Annotated in this window: 15 protein-coding genes; 2 read left to right on the top strand and 13 right to left on the bottom strand. The window is 41.9% G+C overall.

Annotated features, from left to right (window positions below):
- Positions 1-8 precede the first annotated feature (8 nt).
- The 6 genes from LCM09_RS10125 to LCM09_RS10100 all read right to left on the bottom strand — a co-directional run bounded on the left by LCM09_RS10125 (position 9) and on the right by LCM09_RS10100 (position 9,081).
- Positions 9-1,568 (bottom strand): fatty acid--CoA ligase, encoded by a 1,560-nt coding sequence (locus LCM09_RS10125; protein WP_224881195.1) that lies wholly within the window; start codon positions 1,566-1,568, stop codon positions 9-11.
- 538 nt (positions 1,569-2,106) lie between these two features.
- Entirely contained in the window at positions 2,107-2,703 is a 597-nt protein-coding gene (locus LCM09_RS10120) for an LOG family protein (protein WP_224881193.1), read from the bottom strand.
- Positions 2,704-2,819: 116 nt separating this feature from the next.
- Positions 2,820-3,533 (bottom strand): NAD-dependent deacylase, encoded by a 714-nt coding sequence (locus LCM09_RS10115; RefSeq protein ID WP_224881191.1) that lies wholly within the window; start codon positions 3,531-3,533, stop codon positions 2,820-2,822.
- 159 nt (positions 3,534-3,692) lie between these two features.
- Positions 3,693-5,252: a glycine betaine uptake BCCT transporter gene (locus LCM09_RS10110; RefSeq protein ID WP_224881189.1), complete on the bottom strand. Its 1,560-nt coding sequence runs from the start codon at positions 5,250-5,252 to the stop codon at positions 3,693-3,695.
- Between the two features lie 192 nt (positions 5,253-5,444).
- Complete coding sequence (gene hlpB, locus LCM09_RS10105; protein WP_224881187.1) at positions 5,445-5,729, bottom strand: HNH nuclease-like protein HlpB; 285 nt, start codon at positions 5,727-5,729, stop codon at positions 5,445-5,447.
- A gap of 103 nt (positions 5,730-5,832) precedes the next feature.
- The gene (locus LCM09_RS10100; protein ID WP_224881185.1) at positions 5,833-9,081 is read right to left on the bottom strand and encodes a DEAD/DEAH box helicase; all 3,249 of its coding nucleotides are present in this window, start codon (positions 9,079-9,081) and stop codon (positions 5,833-5,835) included.
- A gap of 172 nt (positions 9,082-9,253) precedes the next feature.
- On the opposite strand from LCM09_RS10100, the gene LCM09_RS10095 reads away from it, so the two are divergent.
- Entirely contained in the window at positions 9,254-9,892 is a 639-nt protein-coding gene (locus tag LCM09_RS10095) for a LysE family translocator (RefSeq protein ID WP_224881183.1), read from the top strand.
- A 21-nt stretch (positions 9,893-9,913) separates the two neighbouring features.
- On the opposite strand, the gene LCM09_RS10090 is transcribed toward LCM09_RS10095, so the two are convergent.
- Both LCM09_RS10090 and LCM09_RS10085 read right to left on the bottom strand, forming a co-directional pair.
- Positions 9,914-10,159 carry a hypothetical protein gene (locus tag LCM09_RS10090; protein WP_224881164.1) on the bottom strand — a complete coding sequence of 82 codons (246 nt, stop codon included), beginning with the start codon at positions 10,157-10,159 and terminating at the stop codon, positions 9,914-9,916.
- A 210-nt stretch (positions 10,160-10,369) separates the two neighbouring features.
- Positions 10,370-10,972 carry a kinase gene (locus LCM09_RS10085; protein ID WP_404800808.1) on the bottom strand — a complete coding sequence of 201 codons (603 nt, stop codon included), beginning with the start codon at positions 10,970-10,972 and terminating at the stop codon, positions 10,370-10,372.
- Between the two features lie 140 nt (positions 10,973-11,112).
- Here LCM09_RS10085 and LCM09_RS10080 point away from each other — a divergent pair, with 140 nt between their 5' ends.
- Positions 11,113-11,244: an anti-repressor SinI family protein gene (locus LCM09_RS10080; RefSeq protein WP_224881160.1), complete on the top strand. Its 132-nt coding sequence runs from the start codon at positions 11,113-11,115 to the stop codon at positions 11,242-11,244.
- Between the two features lie 33 nt (positions 11,245-11,277).
- Here the strand turns inward: LCM09_RS10080 and LCM09_RS10075 are convergent, their stop codons facing one another.
- The 5 genes from LCM09_RS10075 to LCM09_RS10055 all read right to left on the bottom strand — a co-directional run bounded on the left by LCM09_RS10075 (position 11,278) and on the right by LCM09_RS10055 (position 16,364).
- A complete protein-coding gene (locus tag LCM09_RS10075) occupies positions 11,278-11,769 on the bottom strand; it encodes a GNAT family N-acetyltransferase (protein WP_224881158.1) in 492 nt (163 codons plus the stop codon).
- Between the two features lie 103 nt (positions 11,770-11,872).
- Entirely contained in the window at positions 11,873-12,589 is a 717-nt protein-coding gene (gene treR, locus LCM09_RS10070; protein WP_224881156.1) for a trehalose operon repressor, read from the bottom strand.
- 15 nt (positions 12,590-12,604) lie between these two features.
- Entirely contained in the window at positions 12,605-14,299 is a 1,695-nt protein-coding gene (gene treC / locus LCM09_RS10065) for an alpha,alpha-phosphotrehalase (RefSeq protein WP_263622905.1), read from the bottom strand.
- Between the two features lie 98 nt (positions 14,300-14,397).
- Positions 14,398-15,801 (bottom strand): PTS system trehalose-specific EIIBC component, encoded by a 1,404-nt coding sequence (treP, locus tag LCM09_RS10060; protein ID WP_224881152.1) that lies wholly within the window; start codon positions 15,799-15,801, stop codon positions 14,398-14,400.
- A 62-nt stretch (positions 15,802-15,863) separates the two neighbouring features.
- Positions 15,864-16,364: a PTS sugar transporter subunit IIA gene (locus LCM09_RS10055; protein ID WP_224881150.1), complete on the bottom strand. Its 501-nt coding sequence runs from the start codon at positions 16,362-16,364 to the stop codon at positions 15,864-15,866.
- Between the last annotated feature and the right edge of the window lie 82 nt (positions 16,365-16,446).

The following is a 16,446-nucleotide window of genomic DNA, read 5'->3' as shown; positions in this document are numbered from 1 at the left end:
ACTAGGGTTTAGGAGGGTGTGTTCGGCTGAAACTGTTCTCGCAACATAAACTTTTGGATTTTTCCACTTGCGTTTCTAGGCAGCTCATCAACAAATACATATTTTCTCGGTCGCTTATACGTTGCTAAACTCGGGCTATCTCTACAGTAGCGATCGAGACTTTCCTCAGTAAGAGCACTATCTTTTTTCACGATGATTGCTGTAACCACTTCACCCCATTTTTCATCAGGCTGACCAAGGACCGCAACATCCAATACCCCTTCATGGGCATGTAACACATCTTCGATTTCTCGTGGATAGACATTTTCTCCTCCGGATATGACCATATCATCGACGCGATCTGATACGAATAAATATCCTTCATCATCCATAAAGCCTAAGTCACCAGAGTGATACCACCCTTTGTATAACGCTTTTTCGGTCGCATCTGGTCGGTTAAAATACCCTGTCATCATACAAGGCCCTTTTACAATAATTTCCCCTACTTCACCTGGAGGAAGAATCGCTTCTGGATCTGATGGTCCATCTTCAGATGGTCGCACGACCCTTACTTCATGGTTGATCGCTGCACGACCTGCTGAACCGACCTTTGTAAGCTGTTCGTGTTGATCGAGAAATGTCACGGCAGGTCCCATCTCTGTCATTCCGTATGCTTGTATAAGATTGATACCGAGCTTTTCCTTGATTGCCTTCACTAGCGAAGGCGCCATAGGAGCTGCTCCGTACAATCCTAGTCGAAGACTGCTGATATCATAGGCAGCAAGGTTTTCTTGAAGCATCATATTCCACATTGTTGGAGCTCCAAAAACGATACTTACCTTTTCTTCCTGTATCGCTTCTAACACTTTCTGAGGTTCGAAGTGATGCAGGATAATGTTAACTGCTCCAAAGTGAACACGTGGCAAGAAGTTACAATGAAGTTCTGCACAGTGAAACATCGGTGCTGCAACAAGACCTATATCATGGTCTTTCAAATGCAAACTAGAGCCACAGATCAAGCTTTGCTCAACCATGCTTCTATGCTTATGTAGCACGCCCTTAGGTCTACCAGTTGTTCCACTCGTGTACATGATCGCATACGTATCATTTTCATCCACGTCACTCTTTGGTTCATCTACAGAAGATAAGCGTACTTGTTTCTCAAAGCTTTCCGCAAATGAAGGTGCTTCGCCATCTGTTAACCAGAAAGAGACCTCAGGGAAATCGTGCTGCACAGCAGCTACAATAGGCTCGAGGATTTTTTCATAAACCACAATGGAAGGCTTCGCATCTTTCAAAATGTAAGCGACTTCATTTGGTTTCAACCTAAAGTTGATCGGATTAAGAACAGCTCCGATCTTTGCACACGCGAAAAAGAGACATGCGAGTTCCGCATTATTAAACAAAAGCGTTGAAACGCGATCTCCTTTTTTCACACCAGCGTCAAGAAGAGCGTTTGAAACGCGATTCACTTCTACGTTCCACTCCTCATACGTCCACCTGATACCCTTCGTTTTATCCACGAGAGCTTCTTTTGCACCAAACTTTCTCACCGTTTGCATGAATAGAGAGCCGATTGTTACGTACATGAACATCCTCCTCTTTCGAATAGTGTCGATAAGTGATGATTGGTCTCGTATGTATGTGTCCATGTGTATAGTTCCATCTTCTTAGCTAAAATCCTTTCTATTTCTGAATATTTCGATATATTTAATTGCATACAGGAAGTCTATATAAAAAGACTGCCTATAAAAGGCAGTCGCAAATATTAATAATAGTTCAGAGTGAATGAATCATGGGTTAAGTGGAGATTTCCGCTCCAGGAGGATCGCTTTCCGCGGGGCGGGCGTTGAGCCTCCTCGGCTTCGCCTGTGGGGTCTCACCTGTCCCGCACATCCCGCAGGAGTCGACCCTCCCTCCGCTCCAATCAACGCCATTGTGTGGATTTACTCTTCACTACTCTAACCTCATCTAAAAACATGGTCTCTAAAGAAGGTAACGTCCATAAGAATTGGTCAAGACGTTTCTTATGGATTTAATACAAACTCCTAGAAGTAAATAAATCATCGTTTCTCTATAGCCAGCCTGAGATTGTCTGACAACAAGAAGTCACGTACAAACGTTATCCTAGATTCGATCTGTCAGGTCATCTTGGTTCCATTTATTCATCTTTGGTACGCGATGGTTTTCGATCATCTCAAGTAACTGTATAGGATCCTCATGAGAGAGGAGTGGCTCCATATATTGACGAGCGAGGAAACCTTCACTCACCATGTGATTAAGCATGTTATGATATGGCGCATAATAATTCTTTGTATTCAATAACGCGATTGGTTTGTTGTGGTATTCAAGCTGATACCACGTGTAGATTTCTGTTAGCTCTTCAAGTGTTCCGATTCCACCAGGAAGTGCTAGAAAGGCATCGCCATGGTCGTACATTTTGGCTTTACGCTCATGCATCGTTTCAACAATGATGAGTTCTGATAGTTCAACATGAGCAACATTATCGTATATCTTTCTCGGGATGATTCCTGTCACCTTACCCCCATGCTTTAAAACTGTTCGAGCTAATGCTCCCATGAGTCCAACGTTTCCACCGCCGTAGACAACTTCTATCCCTTTAAGTGCTAATTGTTTTCCTAGCTTTTCAACAGCCTCAAAATAGAGCCTGTCGACATTCTCACTTGAGCCACAAAACACAGTGATTCGATTTAAATTCGTCATACACAGCGCTCCTTTCGGTAGATTCTTCCTAACGTCATCTTACTACTTAATATGAAGGAAAAATAGAGGAAATACTCACAAAAAAATACCGATGAACGTTCATCGGTATTTTCCATCTATCTGTTTTTTTCCTGGGCTAGTTCCTCTAAAACGTCACCGATCCTACGGTTGATCACAAGGTCTGCGATCGAATCATATTTCGTTTCTTCATCATTTATGATGACCACTTTTGCACCGTGGCGTTTCGCTTCTACAGGGAAGAGATTCGCTGGCGATACGCTTAAGGAAGAACCTAACACGATAAAAAGATCAGCTTTTTTCGTCTCTTGCTTCGCCATATGAATCGCGTTCATAGGTAACGGTTCACCAAACAGTACGACGCCAGGACGTTTGAAGCCGCCGCATGAACAGAGCACATCATCGTTCATGAAATGGTCGTTTCCGGATGATTCTCCGCAATCATCACAATACACTTCACTTAGCGTTCCATGCATTTCAGCGACGTTCTTACTCCCCGCTCGTTTATGCAATCCGTCAACGTTTTGAGTTAACACACAGCTAATGTGGCCACTCTTCTCCCATTCTGATAAATAATAGTAGCCTTCATGTGGTGTTGCTTCTTGTAATTTCTCAATGCGGTTTTTATAAAAACGGACAAACATGTCCCGTTCATATGTCATTGCATCCCTACTGGCAAATAACAAAGGATCGTACTCATTCCACATGCCATCTAATGCTGACCTAAAATCTGCTAGACCACTTTCAGTACTCATTCCAGCTCCAGTTAGCACTACGGTATGTTTCGCTTCATAAAACCATTTTGCAAGCATTCTATTCACCTGCCTTAGAAAGTACGAATAATACACCATTCACATATTTGCGATAGTTCAAACCTTTTTCCTCATATTCTGTCATTTCAATGTAACAATTCGTATTCCTTATACACAAAAACAATGAGGCGGATATCGCCTCATTGCTTAGTGAATGAATTATGGTTTTGCTGGAGATGGCTCTTCTGGAGCTTTACCATCACGCTTTTTATCCTTCTTTGGTTTAGGATTTTTCGCAACGAGATGTTTCTCTTTCGTTATCGCTTTATAGAATGAGACTGTCATCAGAATCATAATGATTGAGAACGGCAACGCAGCGAGTATGAGTACGTTTTGCAACGCCTGAAGTCCACCAGTATAAAGAAGTACTGCTGCCATGGCTGACTGCGTGACTCCCCATGTAAGCTTGACGCTAGTACCTGGATTTAATGACCCATACGTTGTCTGCATTCCTAATACGAACGTAGCTGAATCGGCTGACGTTACGAAGAATGTTCCGATCAATGTAATCGCTACGATCGAGAGAACGATACCTAATGGATAATTCTGCAACGTTCCAAATAAGGCTTCTTCAGTTGCAAGTGAAGCAATATCAGCTGTACCGTTTTGTTGTAGATTGATCGCTGATACACCAAATGCTGAGAACCATAAGAATCCGACAATTGAAGGTACGAGTAGAACACCAACAAGAAATTCGCGAATCGATCTTCCGCGAGAAACACGTGCGATAAAGATTCCTACGAATGGTGACCAAGAAATCCACCATGCCCAATAAAATATCGTCCAGTTATTGATCCACTCACGGTTCTCTGGATTAAGTGGTGCGATTCGGAAACTCATCGCTAGTAAGTTGGTTAAGTAAGAACCAATCGTATCTGTAAACATGTTCAAAATATAAATCGTCGGTCCTAAAATAAACATTGCCAGGAACAAGAATCCTGCTAGACCGATATTTGCATTACTTAAGTATTTGATCCCTTTACTAATGCCTGTCCATGCTGAAATCATAAATAGCACTGTTACGACGGCAATAATGATTAATTGAGAGGTAAAATTGTTAGGAATTCCTGTTAAGTATGAAAGTCCGCCGTTAATTTGGACAGCGCCAAAACCAAGTGTTGTTGCTACACCAACAATCGTTGCAAAGACTGCTAAAGTATCGATTACTTTACCTAGTAGACCGTTCACTCGTTCACCAAAGATTGGGTAAAGAGTTGCACTGATCAGTCCAGGACGATCATGTCTAAATTTAAAGTAAGCAAGCACAAGAGCTACTATTGCATAAATTGCCCATGCATGTACTCCCCAGTGGAAATATACATACTGCATCGATTCCTTAACTGCTGCTGGGGTTCCCGTTTCTGCTGTAGGAGCATTCACTGCATAATGATAAATCGGCTCTGCCGCTCCCCAGAATACAAGACCGATTCCCATACCGGCACTAAACAACATCGCAAACCAGCTTAACGTTGTAAACTCTGGTTTCTCATCCGGTTTACCCAGCTTAATTTTGCCGTAAGGCGTAAAGATAATAAATACACAAAATAGGACAAGGAGCGTTACAAGAATAAGGTAATACCAACCAAACTTATTCGAGATAAACGTTTGGGCAGTGGCTGATATGGACTGAAGACTGTCAGGAGAAATCGAGCCCCATACTACCATGATTAAACTGATAACCACTGTGCTCCAAAACACTGATGAAACTTTTCCTGTCACTGTCGTCACCTCAACTTCATTTAATTTTCTGTTTTAACATCACGATGAGTTAAAGGACAGAATGTAGTACGTTTTTACCTCTATCTATCTATACCACTAGAAAATAGGTCGAAACACCGAATTTTAAGTTAATAATATTCTAAACTCCATCTCTTCCTTAAAAACCCTAATAAAATGGGCGTTATAGCGCGACTATTTTTTTCTGTTTTTTTCGTTTGATTTCGACACTTTTACTCTCTTTGTTGGTGGCTGTTTTTTTATCCACTTTAGAAACCTTCGTATTTTTTCGTCTTCTTTTAACTTTCTTACTGTATTTAGCCTTATCGCTAACTCTTGATTACTGTATAACGCATGAATTTGCTTATGGCATGCTACACACAAGTTAGCAGTTGGTTCAAACGTCCCTCCTTCTTCTTTAGGTGTTAAATGATGAACCGTACATGTTACACCACTTCGTCCGCACAGTTCGCACTCCATCCTAAAACCACCCCTTACACTCACTGCTATTATTTGTTCTTTGATGAGAGGTATACCATACAAAAGAGAAAAAGCCCCCCCATCATACAGGAAGGCTTATGCATTAGATACTTAATATCTCTTTGATTTCGTCCTCAGAAAGGCTCGAGATCATCGTTTCACCCGGTTGGATGACTTTTTCGATCAGCTCTTTTTTCTTTTGCTGAAGTTCATATATCTTCTCTTCGATCGTTCCTTGAGTAATCAACCTTAACACTTGCACAACTTTTTTCTGCCCGATACGGTGAGCTCTACCGGCAGCCTGTTCTTCAACCGCTGGATTCCACCATAGGTCATATAAGATAACCGTGTCAGCGCCGGTTAAATTCAAACCAGTACCTCCAGCCTTTAACGAAATAAGGAAGATTTCTTTTTCTCCTTCGTTAAATCGCTCTGTCATTTCGACACGATCTTTGGAAGGCGTTTGACCATCTAAATAAAACACATCGTGTCCTGCGCTCTTTAAATTATCCTGAATGATACGAAGCATACTCGCAAACTGCGAGAAGATAAGAATTCGCTGCTTGTTTTGTATTGAAGTCGCAACAATGTCCATCAACTGCTCAAGCTTGCCAGAGTACCCATCGTAGTTTTCTAGGAACAAAGAAGGATGACAGCATAACTGTCTGAGCCGTGTCAGTCCTGCGAGTATTTTCATCCGATTACGCTGGAACCCTTCACCCGCAATGCTCTCTTTCGTTTCCTGCTGAATGCGATGGAGGTAGCCGATGTAGAGTTCTTTTTGTTGTTTTGTTAACTCAGATACTTGAACCGTTTCGATCTTATCAGGAAGTTCTTTTAACACATCCTGCTTCACACGTCTCAAGATAAATGGGCGCACCATTCTTGATACTTGTTCATGAGGCAGCTTCTTAAAAGCACCCAAATCTGGGAAGAAGCCTGGCATGATTGAATGAAACAGTGCCCAAAGCTCATCTAGAGAATTTTCAATCGGTGTCCCACTGAGCGCAAATCGCTTTTTAGCACGTAGATGCCTCACAGCTTGAGACGTCTTCGTTGCTGGGTTCTTGATTGCCTGCGCTTCATCTAGAAAGACCGAATCAAACTGCATCGCTTCATAATGAGAAATATCTTGTCGCAATGTTGGATAAGAAGTAATCCACACGTCAGGTGCTGACTGAGCCAAAAGTTCTCTTCGTTCAGGCGGCGCCCCTGCATTAACTGCAACTTTCATACTAGGTGCGAATTTCTCAAATTCTTTCTTCCAGTTATAAATCAACGAAGCAGGCGCAACGACGAGTGCTGTCGCATCTGGGTTCTCTTTCTTTTCAGACAGAAGGTAAGCGATACTTTGCAACGTCTTACCTAAACCCATATCGTCAGCTAGAATACCTCCGAGTTGATAGTAACCGAGTGCCTTTAACCATTGAAAACCGGTCAATTGGTACGAACGCAGTTCTGCATCTAACTCTTCAGGTAAATCAAACTGAAGATCTTCAGGATGTTTAAGTCTTGATAAAAGTTCTCGAAATGCCTTCCCATAACGCGAGCTACGCTTCCCTGTCCCCATCGTTTCATCAATCTGTAAGCCTCGGTAAAGTGGAAGCTTTATATCGCCACGGTCGACCTCATTTTCTTTAATGTTCAATTCATCCAAAAGCTTTCCAACGTGTTGAAACTCTTCATCTTCAATCGAAACGAATGAGCCGTTCTCAAGGCGATAATACCTTCTCTTTTCGATCATCGCTTTCAGTACGTTTGAAATCTCGCCTTCGTCGATTCCCTTCATATCAAAACTAACATCGAGCCAAGTTCCTGATCCATCTACATCGACTGATGTGACAGGCATGGACCCTTCATCCAATAACCAGCTCTTTGCTGAATCTGTTAAAAATACTTCTGCTAGTTCATCAAGACGTGGGAGCGTCCAATATAGAAAATCAAAGATCAATGCTTCATCATCAACATACAGTTCGCGCCCGTTATATTTAAGCGACGCTTGTTCAATAAGCCCCATGATTTGCTGCTCTTTCTCACTATCACGAAGGATGATGCCTCCTTCTTCATTTTCTAGTCGAGAAGAGCTGTCGAACGGATCGATTTGATCGTCACCATAATTATACGTAACGTTAACGAGCAGGCGTTCTCCTTCTGCATTCACGTAAACCTTCGCACGAAGTTCTGGGTTTTCGATTTTCTCAGTAATGTCTTCTGAAATCGTAATGTCCCCGAGTTTCTTCAACCTTGGAACAACTTGTGAAAGAAACGGTTCGATTTGGTCACCTGAGATGGAAACGGTGCTTCCTGGTGCCGAAGTTCGAAACTGAGCTAGCTCTTTCAGCAACTTCTGCTGTTTCTTAGTCACTTTGTATAACGTCTCATTGTGAAAAACCCAACCGTACGTGCTGAAGAAAGCCGCTTCTTCAAAGCCATTTAGATGAAGTACGTAGTCCGAGTCCACTTGATCAACTTCAAACTCGAACGGGTGTTTATCTTTTTGTAGCGGGATGTTTTCGTAAAGATAACGATTAAAATCAAACCGAACTGTGCGGTTCTGTGCATACAATTCCTCGAGAAACTCGTTTGCGGTTAAAGGCGGCAAGATCAACTCTCTGTTGTCTGTAAACCTCCCCCAATTATCTGGGATACTTAAATAAACTAGCTCATTACGCCTTACAGCTAACAGTAACTGCAGTAATGGTAGATCGTCTTCATCAAACTCTTGCTCATGAGGCTCATAGCTAAATTTCTTTGTAAAATATAGCGATTCCTCAGACTGAACAGCATCTAGGAATGTGCGAATATCTTTTACAATGTATAAACGATCCACGCCTACCTTCATCTCGATCGTCCAAGGTGCGTCCCCTTGTGATCTTCTAAGCGACGGGTAAGCTGTTGCTTTAATCGTAAACTCTACCTGTAACCGATCTTTTTTTGCTGAAGGTATATCAGATAAATCCACATCATAATCGCTCAATGCTTGAATTAACTGATCTGTCTCGACGTAACTCTTCGTTGCAACTGGAGCAGTGCTCTTCTTTTCTTTCTTAGGCTCTTGGTAGTGTGGTTGAGAGTCACTGATCGCAATGAGAACAGCCGCGATATGCTTACATGTTCCATACGTATCGAATGCTTCACACTCACAAGATCCAAACCAGTTATCGCTCAATAGTTCGATAACGACTTCATAATCACTTGTTCCTTGTACGTGTGCAGTATAAGATTTTTTCTCAGAATTATAATTTAGAACATGAACGCGTCCGTCCTGGTAATATGTGAGCCCTCTCTGATAGAAACTCACTGGAAACCGTTCTTTTATTTCGCTCTTCGAAAACATTGAGTTTTGGTTCATCTCGCTATCACTTCAATTCTCATCGTAGTAGTACCCTTCATTATACAATTATCTCGGCCGTCCACAAAATCATAACCGCTTTCAAACGATATTTTTTATGTGCATTGCTTCTATTTTTGCAAGTTCGGACATGTATTTAAAGAGAGACAAGCAAAAAAGGAGAATGCTATTGATGCTAGAAACTGTGATAGGTCATATCATTCTTGGTTTATCGATTGCAGCACCAGTCGGTCCTATCAATGTCGAAATCATGAAACAAGGAATTCATAAAGGGTTCTGGTCTTCCCTCCTCGTTGGTGGGGGTGGGATGAGTGCGGACCTCATCTTAATGTGTCTCATGTATTTCGGAATCGCTGCTTTCGTGAAAATATCGTATGTACAACTTTCTTTATTAGTTCTTGGATGTGTAATTCTCACTTTGTCAGGTATTCAAGGGTGCCTCTCCTCAGTCAGTATAGACGAGGCGAATGACAAAGATAAGTCCGGACTCTTTCATTCCTATGCAACAGGCTTCATGATTGCAGCATTCAACCCGATGAACCTTTTGTTTTGGCTCGGTATTTATGGATCTGTGTTAAGTCAGTCCTTACAGCGCCCTGACAAATGGGAAGCCTTCTTATTGTCTACGCTCGTGTTTGTTGGGATCGGGCTTTGGAACTTGAATATGTCGTTGACCGTTCACTTTGGCAAAACGCTAATGAAACCAAGAATGCTAAAAGGGATCAGCGTTGTAGCAAGTCTCGTATTGCTCTTCTTCGGACTTCGTTTCGGATACTTAGCTGCTGAGATGCTCTTCGTCGCTTCAAAATAAAGAGAGCAGCTTTTGCCGCCCCTAAGTCACGTAAACATATATCGCTATACCCGCTACAGCTAAAATACTAACAACCAGGTAAATTAAAGAAATCGTTATCGTCGTATTTTTTGCTTTCTTGTCATAAGCAGAATCACTCTTTCCTGCTACCATAAGGGTACCGATTAAAATAAGTACAATAAATATTACGATTAAAATAGTTGCGAGCTGCATCATATCTCTCCCCTCTCTTCTATCATACATCGAATCGAAAGTGGTTTTAAACACTGATTTTCATCAATGTTTTTACATTATTGAAATATAGGCACCAGTTGGTTAGACGAAAAATAGAGAAATTATTTTGCTTTTTTTATGTATTGTAATCCTGATTTATGACAACACTTTTTTATACAGTCGGTCATTATCTTTCATTACAATGAAGATGCTGTCAGATGGCCGGCCGTACCACAAGCAAGTCCCTTGAAAGAGCCCCTCTACTTAGGAGGGGCTTGTTCCATTATATGGACTGTTTAGAACGAGGTCAGCATTCTCTTTAGGGGCTACTTGCTCCAAGTAATAGTCTTCTGCTTTCCAGTATCGCTCATTAAACTTGGCAAGCTTCTTCTGTGTTTCCTCGCTTTCTCTTAAGAACCTCGTCCCTCTTGGGCATTCAAGATAGATCATATAATCGAAATAATCGCGCCACTCAATCCGCTGTAAGAAAACACCTTCTATTAAAATGATCGCAGCATCAGGTAATGGACATTCTTCTAGAAAATGAGAATCACTTTGTTCGTCATATCGCTTAAGTTTCAGTTCGGAAGCGACTTTCACCTTTTTAAACAGCTGATCTCGTAAATAGGGAACGTCCCACTGATAACGATAGTACTCAACCCATTCCTCATGCCCGGTATTGTAGCGAGCCTTTCTTACTTCGATATAGTCATCGAGATGAATGACAACGATCTCTCGGTCACTACAAGGAGCCCCTTGACGCATTTTTTTAACAAGAGTGGTTTTTCCAGACCGACTCAATCCATCGATTCCAATTACAATACGTTTCTCTTTTTGAACCTTAGATAAAATAGTTGACAGGTCCACTATTCTCATCTCACTTTCTATTAATTTGTGCTAATTTTCTACATTTTCCTTAAATTTTTATTGATTTACGTTCAAGCTATCGATAAACTATGATTATATTCGATAAAGAGAACAGATCTACTAAACAGGGGGTTAGATTTGTGAAGAAAGATCATAACTTACCAGAAGACTGGATGCCTCTTGTGCAGGAAGCAATGAATTCCGGCACAACGAAGGAAGAATTTGCAGCTTATTTAACAGAAATGGAACAAACTCAAAAGAAGTCCTCATAGAAGCACAAACCCAACCAGATGGTTGGGTTTGTTTTATACAAATAAATGGAGAATAGACATCGTTCCAGATCTACCTTCTTTCTTTTTATCAAGGTCGACATAACCATGTTCGAGGTAGATCTTACGCGCCGCAACATTTTCTTCATTAACGCCTAGAACCACTTCATCGATGTCTGGAAAATTGGTTTTCACATACTCTTTCACAAGTGACATGGCTTCTTTGCCATATCCATTCCCTTGCTCTTTCTGATCGATACTGAACGCTCTTAACAGCATAGCGTTCTTGTTTGATGTGTACTCCTCCGCACCCTTTCCGCTATGTAAAACGAAAAAACCAACAACCTTCTCTTCTGATAAAACAACGACCGGATGCCGTTCTGGATCCTTCATGGACAGCTCAAATGCTGGCATAGGTAGAGAGGTATACTTCAATTGGGTGTCAGAAAGGGTGAATCCTCTGAGCGCCTCAAGATGAAATCCTTGAGTACGGACTAGCTTCACTTGTTCTGTAGTTGACTTTGTCATGTTCTCCCTCTCCTTTCGCACCCTACAATTTCTACTTCACGTAAGGAAAAACCTTTTTTCCTATAAAAAAAAGCAGCATACGATAAGTATGCTGCAGAGAATATTACTTCTCTCTTCTTGCAAAATCGACGAATCGAAATTTATCTAAGCGATGTCGTGATTCCGTATATTCAATAAGTGATGTATCACTCAAGTAGACATAGTTCCGCACGACGACGACGTGGTCATAATCCTTCAAATCCAGAAAACGACTGTCATCTTCATGGGCCTCCTCGACCACGATTTCTTTTTTGGCATAGCTGATCGAGAGTCCAAGATCATTCTCCAAATAATCGTAAATCGAGTTCTCACACGTCTCTTTTGTTAACTCCGGCACGTATTGAACAGGAAAATAGTCACGATCTAAAATAATCCGCTCTCCATCGATTTCTCTCGCTCTGACAACGTGCCAAACCTTATCATCTGCACCAAGACCAAGCTGTTCTCGTACCCAATCAGTAGGCTTTTCTTTCTCAAGATAGTGAACGATCGTGCGAGCTGTTTTGCTCATTTGCTGCGATACTTCTTTGAAGCTCACTAGTCCTGAGACGGGAAACTCATACCTGTTCACGTCGATTACAACAGATCCTCTTGCTTTTATCTTTTGAATCAACCCATTTTGAGACAGAAGGTTCAGTGCCTTTCGTATCGTTTCGCGCGATGTGCCATACGTTTCTGAGAGTTCATTCTCAGATGGTAGTTTGCTGTTTGGTTTATACGTACCGTCTTGAATTTTTTCGGATAGCTCTTGGTAAATCTGTGCGTATTTCGTTTGTCTCATGTCACCATCACCTTATTAAGATTGCTTAAAATGATAGACTACAGATTCGAATGGCTTCAGCTTCATTCCATCGATTTCATTGTGAGGAGTCTCTGGGTAATTAGAAAGAAGTAGTTCTTGTCTGAACCCAGCTATTGAGACGTGTGAAGGAAGGCGAAATTCTGTTTCACGTTCGTAAAAGTTGTTGATCACGAGTAACTTTTCTCCCTCAACTTCTCGTACATAAGCAAAGATAGAAGGATCTTCAGCTAATAAGAGCTCATAGCTTCCTTCTGTTACGATATCAAGGTTCTTCCTAAGATCGATGAGCTTTTGATAATGTTCGAACACAGAATCCTTCTCTTGAAGCGTATCTTCTACATTGATCTCCTCGTAGTTCTTGGCTACTGGAATCCATGGTTCACCCGTTGTGAACCCAGCTTCTGCATCCGAATCCCACTGTACAGGCGTTCTGGAATTGTCTCTCGATTTATGGCGTAAGATTTCAAGAATCTCTTCTTCACTATGCCCTTTTTCTTTTAAGATCGAATAGATATTTAGCGACTCAACATCACGGTACGAAGAAATATCGTCGAACTTTGGATTCGTCATCCCGATTTCTTCCCCTTGGTAAATGTACGGTGTTCCCTGCATCATATGCATCGTTGTCGCTAACATCTTCGCTGACTCTCTTCTGTAATCACCATCGTTCCCATAGCGAGATACGATTCGAGGTTGATCGTGGTTACACCAGAATAGTGCGTTCCACCCTCCACCTTCATGCATTTCCTTCTGCCATGTTGAAAGGATGTCTTTCAGCTTAAGAAAGTCGAAATCAGCGACCGTCCACTTTTCACCGTTCGGGTAGTCTACTTTCAAGTGGTGAAAGTTAAACGTCATGCTGAGCTCATTACGCTCAGGATTTGAATACTTAATGCAATCATCAATCGTTGTTGATGACATCTCCCCTACCGTCATCGGATTATACTTCATAAACACTTCACGATTCATCTCGTTCATGAACTCATGAGCACGAGGTCCATCTGTATAAAACTTACGTCCATCTCCAGGCGCAACCGACCCATCGTCGTTCGGGAAGCTCTGATCTTTCGAGATGAGGTTGATGACATCGAGACGGAATCCATCGACACCTTTTTCAAACCAGAATGTCATCATGTCATAGACATCATCGCGTACTTTCTCGTTCTCCCAATTCAAATCAGCTTGTGTCACGTCGAATAAATGAAGGTAGTATTGACCCGTTTCACGGTCAAACTGCCATGCGGACCCACCGAACTTAGACTGCCAGTTTGTTGGTTCTGCACCATCTACTGGATCTTTCCAAATGTAATAATCGCGGTATGGATTATCTTTTGATTTTCGTGATTCGATGAACCACTGATGCTCCGTTGAGGTGTGGTTAACGACGATATCCATAATGATCTTGATATCACGAGCATGCGCTTCTTCAAGCAAACGATCGAAATCCTCCATCGTGCCATACTCTTCATAAATGCTGAAATAATCACTAATATCATAGCCATTATCATTTTGCGGTGAATCGTAAATCGGCGTTAACCACACCACATCGATACCAAGCTTCTTTAAGTAGTCCAACTTCTCGATTATCCCGTTAATATCGCCTGTACCATTTCCTGTTGTATCGTTAAAACTTTTTGGATAGATCTGATACACAACTGATTTTTTCCACCATGGTTGCACGCTATTCAACTCCTTAACTCTTTTTCAATCTACTGATAGCAAAAAACGATATCACCGGAGTTGTCAGATGAACCGGTAGACATTCCAGGTGATATCGTACGTTCCTATTAATTTTCTACTTTTCTTACCTTCCCGTACACAAGTGTAAGAAGGAAAGGCACTACTAAAACAATAGCCATTCCAAGGAAGAAAGCTCCCCAATATTCTTTGAAGATCGATAAGAATCCAGGTACGCCTCCAACACCGATCGATTGTGCTTCAACACCGAGAACGGTGATGACAAGGCCAGCGATCGCAGAACCGATGATTGCAGCGAAGAATGGGAAACGATAACGAAGGTTTACACCAAACAATGCAGGCTCCGTTACACCAAGGAAAGCAGATACTGCTGACGTTCCTGCAAGACCTTTCGTTTTCTCTTGCTTCGTCACCTTCATCATCGCAAGTGCTGCTGCACCTTGTGCGATATTTGAAAGGGCTAGCATCGGCCATAAGAACGTGCTTCCAGTGCTTCCGATCAATTGAAGATCGACTGCTAAGAAGGTATGGTGCATACCCGTAATAACGAGTGGCGCATAAAGTGCGCCGTATACAAGTCCACCGATCGCTGGAACTGCATCAAACAAACCAATAAATCCATCTGTCAATAGGTTTGCAATCCAAAACGTAACGGGGCCGATGAATGTGAAAGCTAAAAAGCCTGTTACAAGTAGGGCCACTGGTGCAACAACAAGCATTTGTATCGAATCATGCACGCGTTTATTTAAGAATGTTTCGATTTTCGCTAATATATACGCGGATACAAGAACTGGCAAGACCTGTCCTTGATATCCGATTTTTTCAATCTCAAGACCAAACAAGTTCCATGTTGGAATTTCATCTGCTTGACCATATGTCCATGCGTTAAGAAGATCCGGATGGACTAAGATAAGACCGAGGACAATACCTAGTAACGGACTTCCGCCAAACTGTTTCGCTGCTGACCAACCGATCAGTCCAGGTAAAAAGACAAAGGCGGTATTCGCGATTAAGTTGATGATGCTCGCAAGATCTGCCCACTGAGGATAAACCTCTACGAGTGGGTCACTAAAGAAGATATCTGGAGCAGTTAGAATGTTATTGATACCAAGCAACAAACCTGCTGTTACGATCGCAGGTAAAATAGGTATGAAAATATCAGCTAGCGTCTTCACTGCACGCTGCAACATGTTTTGCTTCTCGGCGGCAGCGTTCTTAACATCCTGTTTGGATGCGCTCTCAATTTCAGTCAATTCAGCGAAGATTTTATACACTTTATCAACTGTACCTTGTCCGATAACAACTTGGAACTGACCATTCGCAGAGAACGAACCTTTAACAAGATCATTTTGTTCTAGCGCTTCTTGGTCCACTTTACTTTCGTCATGTAAAACGAGTCGTAGTCGCGTCACACAGTGCGTTGCGGTTGAAACGTTTTCCTTACCGCCAATCGCTTCCACGATCTGCTCGACAGACTTCCTGTCTATAGCCATGCTTCTTCCCCCTATTCAAAAGAAGCAGGTCGCCTACGAACGACCTGCTCGTTATCGATTCATTACTTCTTCACTTTTGTATACATAATTTCAGCTTCAGCGCGAGATGCATCATCTGTGTATTTCTTCTCTACGTTTTCCAATACATCAGGATTCGTGATGATGACAGGTGTGATTGTGCTCGAAGCTTTTTCTTTTACAAGATCAAGGTCAACGGAAATAAGTGGATCGCCAACTTTTACTTTGTCGCCTTCTTTCACATGTCCTTCGAAGCCTTCTCCACCCATGCCAACAGTTTCTAGTCCTACATGAATTAGAAGTTCAAGTCCTGATTCAGATTTAATTCCTACAGCATGCTTCGTGTGGAAGAATTGAATGATCTCTCCATTTACTGGTGAAACAACTTCACCATCTGTTGGTTCGATCGCTACGCCATCACCCATCATTTTTTGAGAAAACGTTGGATCGGGTACCGTTTCAAGCTCAACAACCTTCCCGTTTAATGGAGCGAAGATCTTCTCCTCTGTAGGTGTTTCTTTTTTACCGAATAGTTTCTTTAACATAATATATATTCTCCTTTCAACCGCTTTCATTTATGTCTTAACTTGTCTATACATGTTAATTACAATTCGTAGTTTACCTTGT

Origin of the sequence: Guptibacillus algicola (genome assembly GCF_020171805.1) — a bacterium.
Lineage (GTDB): Bacteria > Bacillota > Bacilli > Bacillales > Guptibacillaceae > Guptibacillus > Guptibacillus algicola.
The sequence above is the reverse complement of the archived record's forward strand: the minus strand, read 5'-3'. Positions and strand labels throughout refer to the sequence as shown.

What these genes read in the sequence shown, in the direction of transcription:
- LCM09_RS10075 (WP_224881158.1), bottom strand. Translation starts at nt 11,769, where the DNA reads ATGACAAAGTCAACTACAGAACAAGTGAAGCTAGTCCGTACTCAAGGA.
- LCM09_RS10095 (WP_224881183.1), top strand. Translation starts at nt 9,254, where the DNA reads ATGCTAGAAACTGTGATAGGTCATATCATTCTTGGTTTATCGATTGCA.
- treP (WP_224881152.1), bottom strand. Translation starts at nt 15,801, where the DNA reads ATGGCTATAGACAGGAAGTCTGTCGAGCAGATCGTGGAAGCGATTGGC.
- treR (WP_224881156.1), bottom strand. Translation starts at nt 12,589, where the DNA reads ATGAGACAAACGAAATACGCACAGATTTACCAAGAGCTATCCGAAAAA.
- LCM09_RS10120 (WP_224881193.1), bottom strand. Translation starts at nt 2,703, where the DNA reads ATGACGAATTTAAATCGAATCACTGTGTTTTGTGGCTCAAGTGAGAAT.
- LCM09_RS10125 (WP_224881195.1), bottom strand. Translation starts at nt 1,568, where the DNA reads ATGTACGTAACAATCGGCTCTCTATTCATGCAAACGGTGAGAAAGTTT.
- hlpB (WP_224881187.1), bottom strand. Translation starts at nt 5,729, where the DNA reads ATGGAGTGCGAACTGTGCGGACGAAGTGGTGTAACATGTACGGTTCAT.
- LCM09_RS10055 (WP_224881150.1), bottom strand. Translation starts at nt 16,364, where the DNA reads ATGTTAAAGAAACTATTCGGTAAAAAAGAAACACCTACAGAGGAGAAG.
- LCM09_RS10100 (WP_224881185.1), bottom strand. Translation starts at nt 9,081, where the DNA reads ATGAACCAAAACTCAATGTTTTCGAAGAGCGAAATAAAAGAACGGTTT.
- LCM09_RS10115 (WP_224881191.1), bottom strand. Translation starts at nt 3,533, where the DNA reads ATGCTTGCAAAATGGTTTTATGAAGCGAAACATACCGTAGTGCTAACT.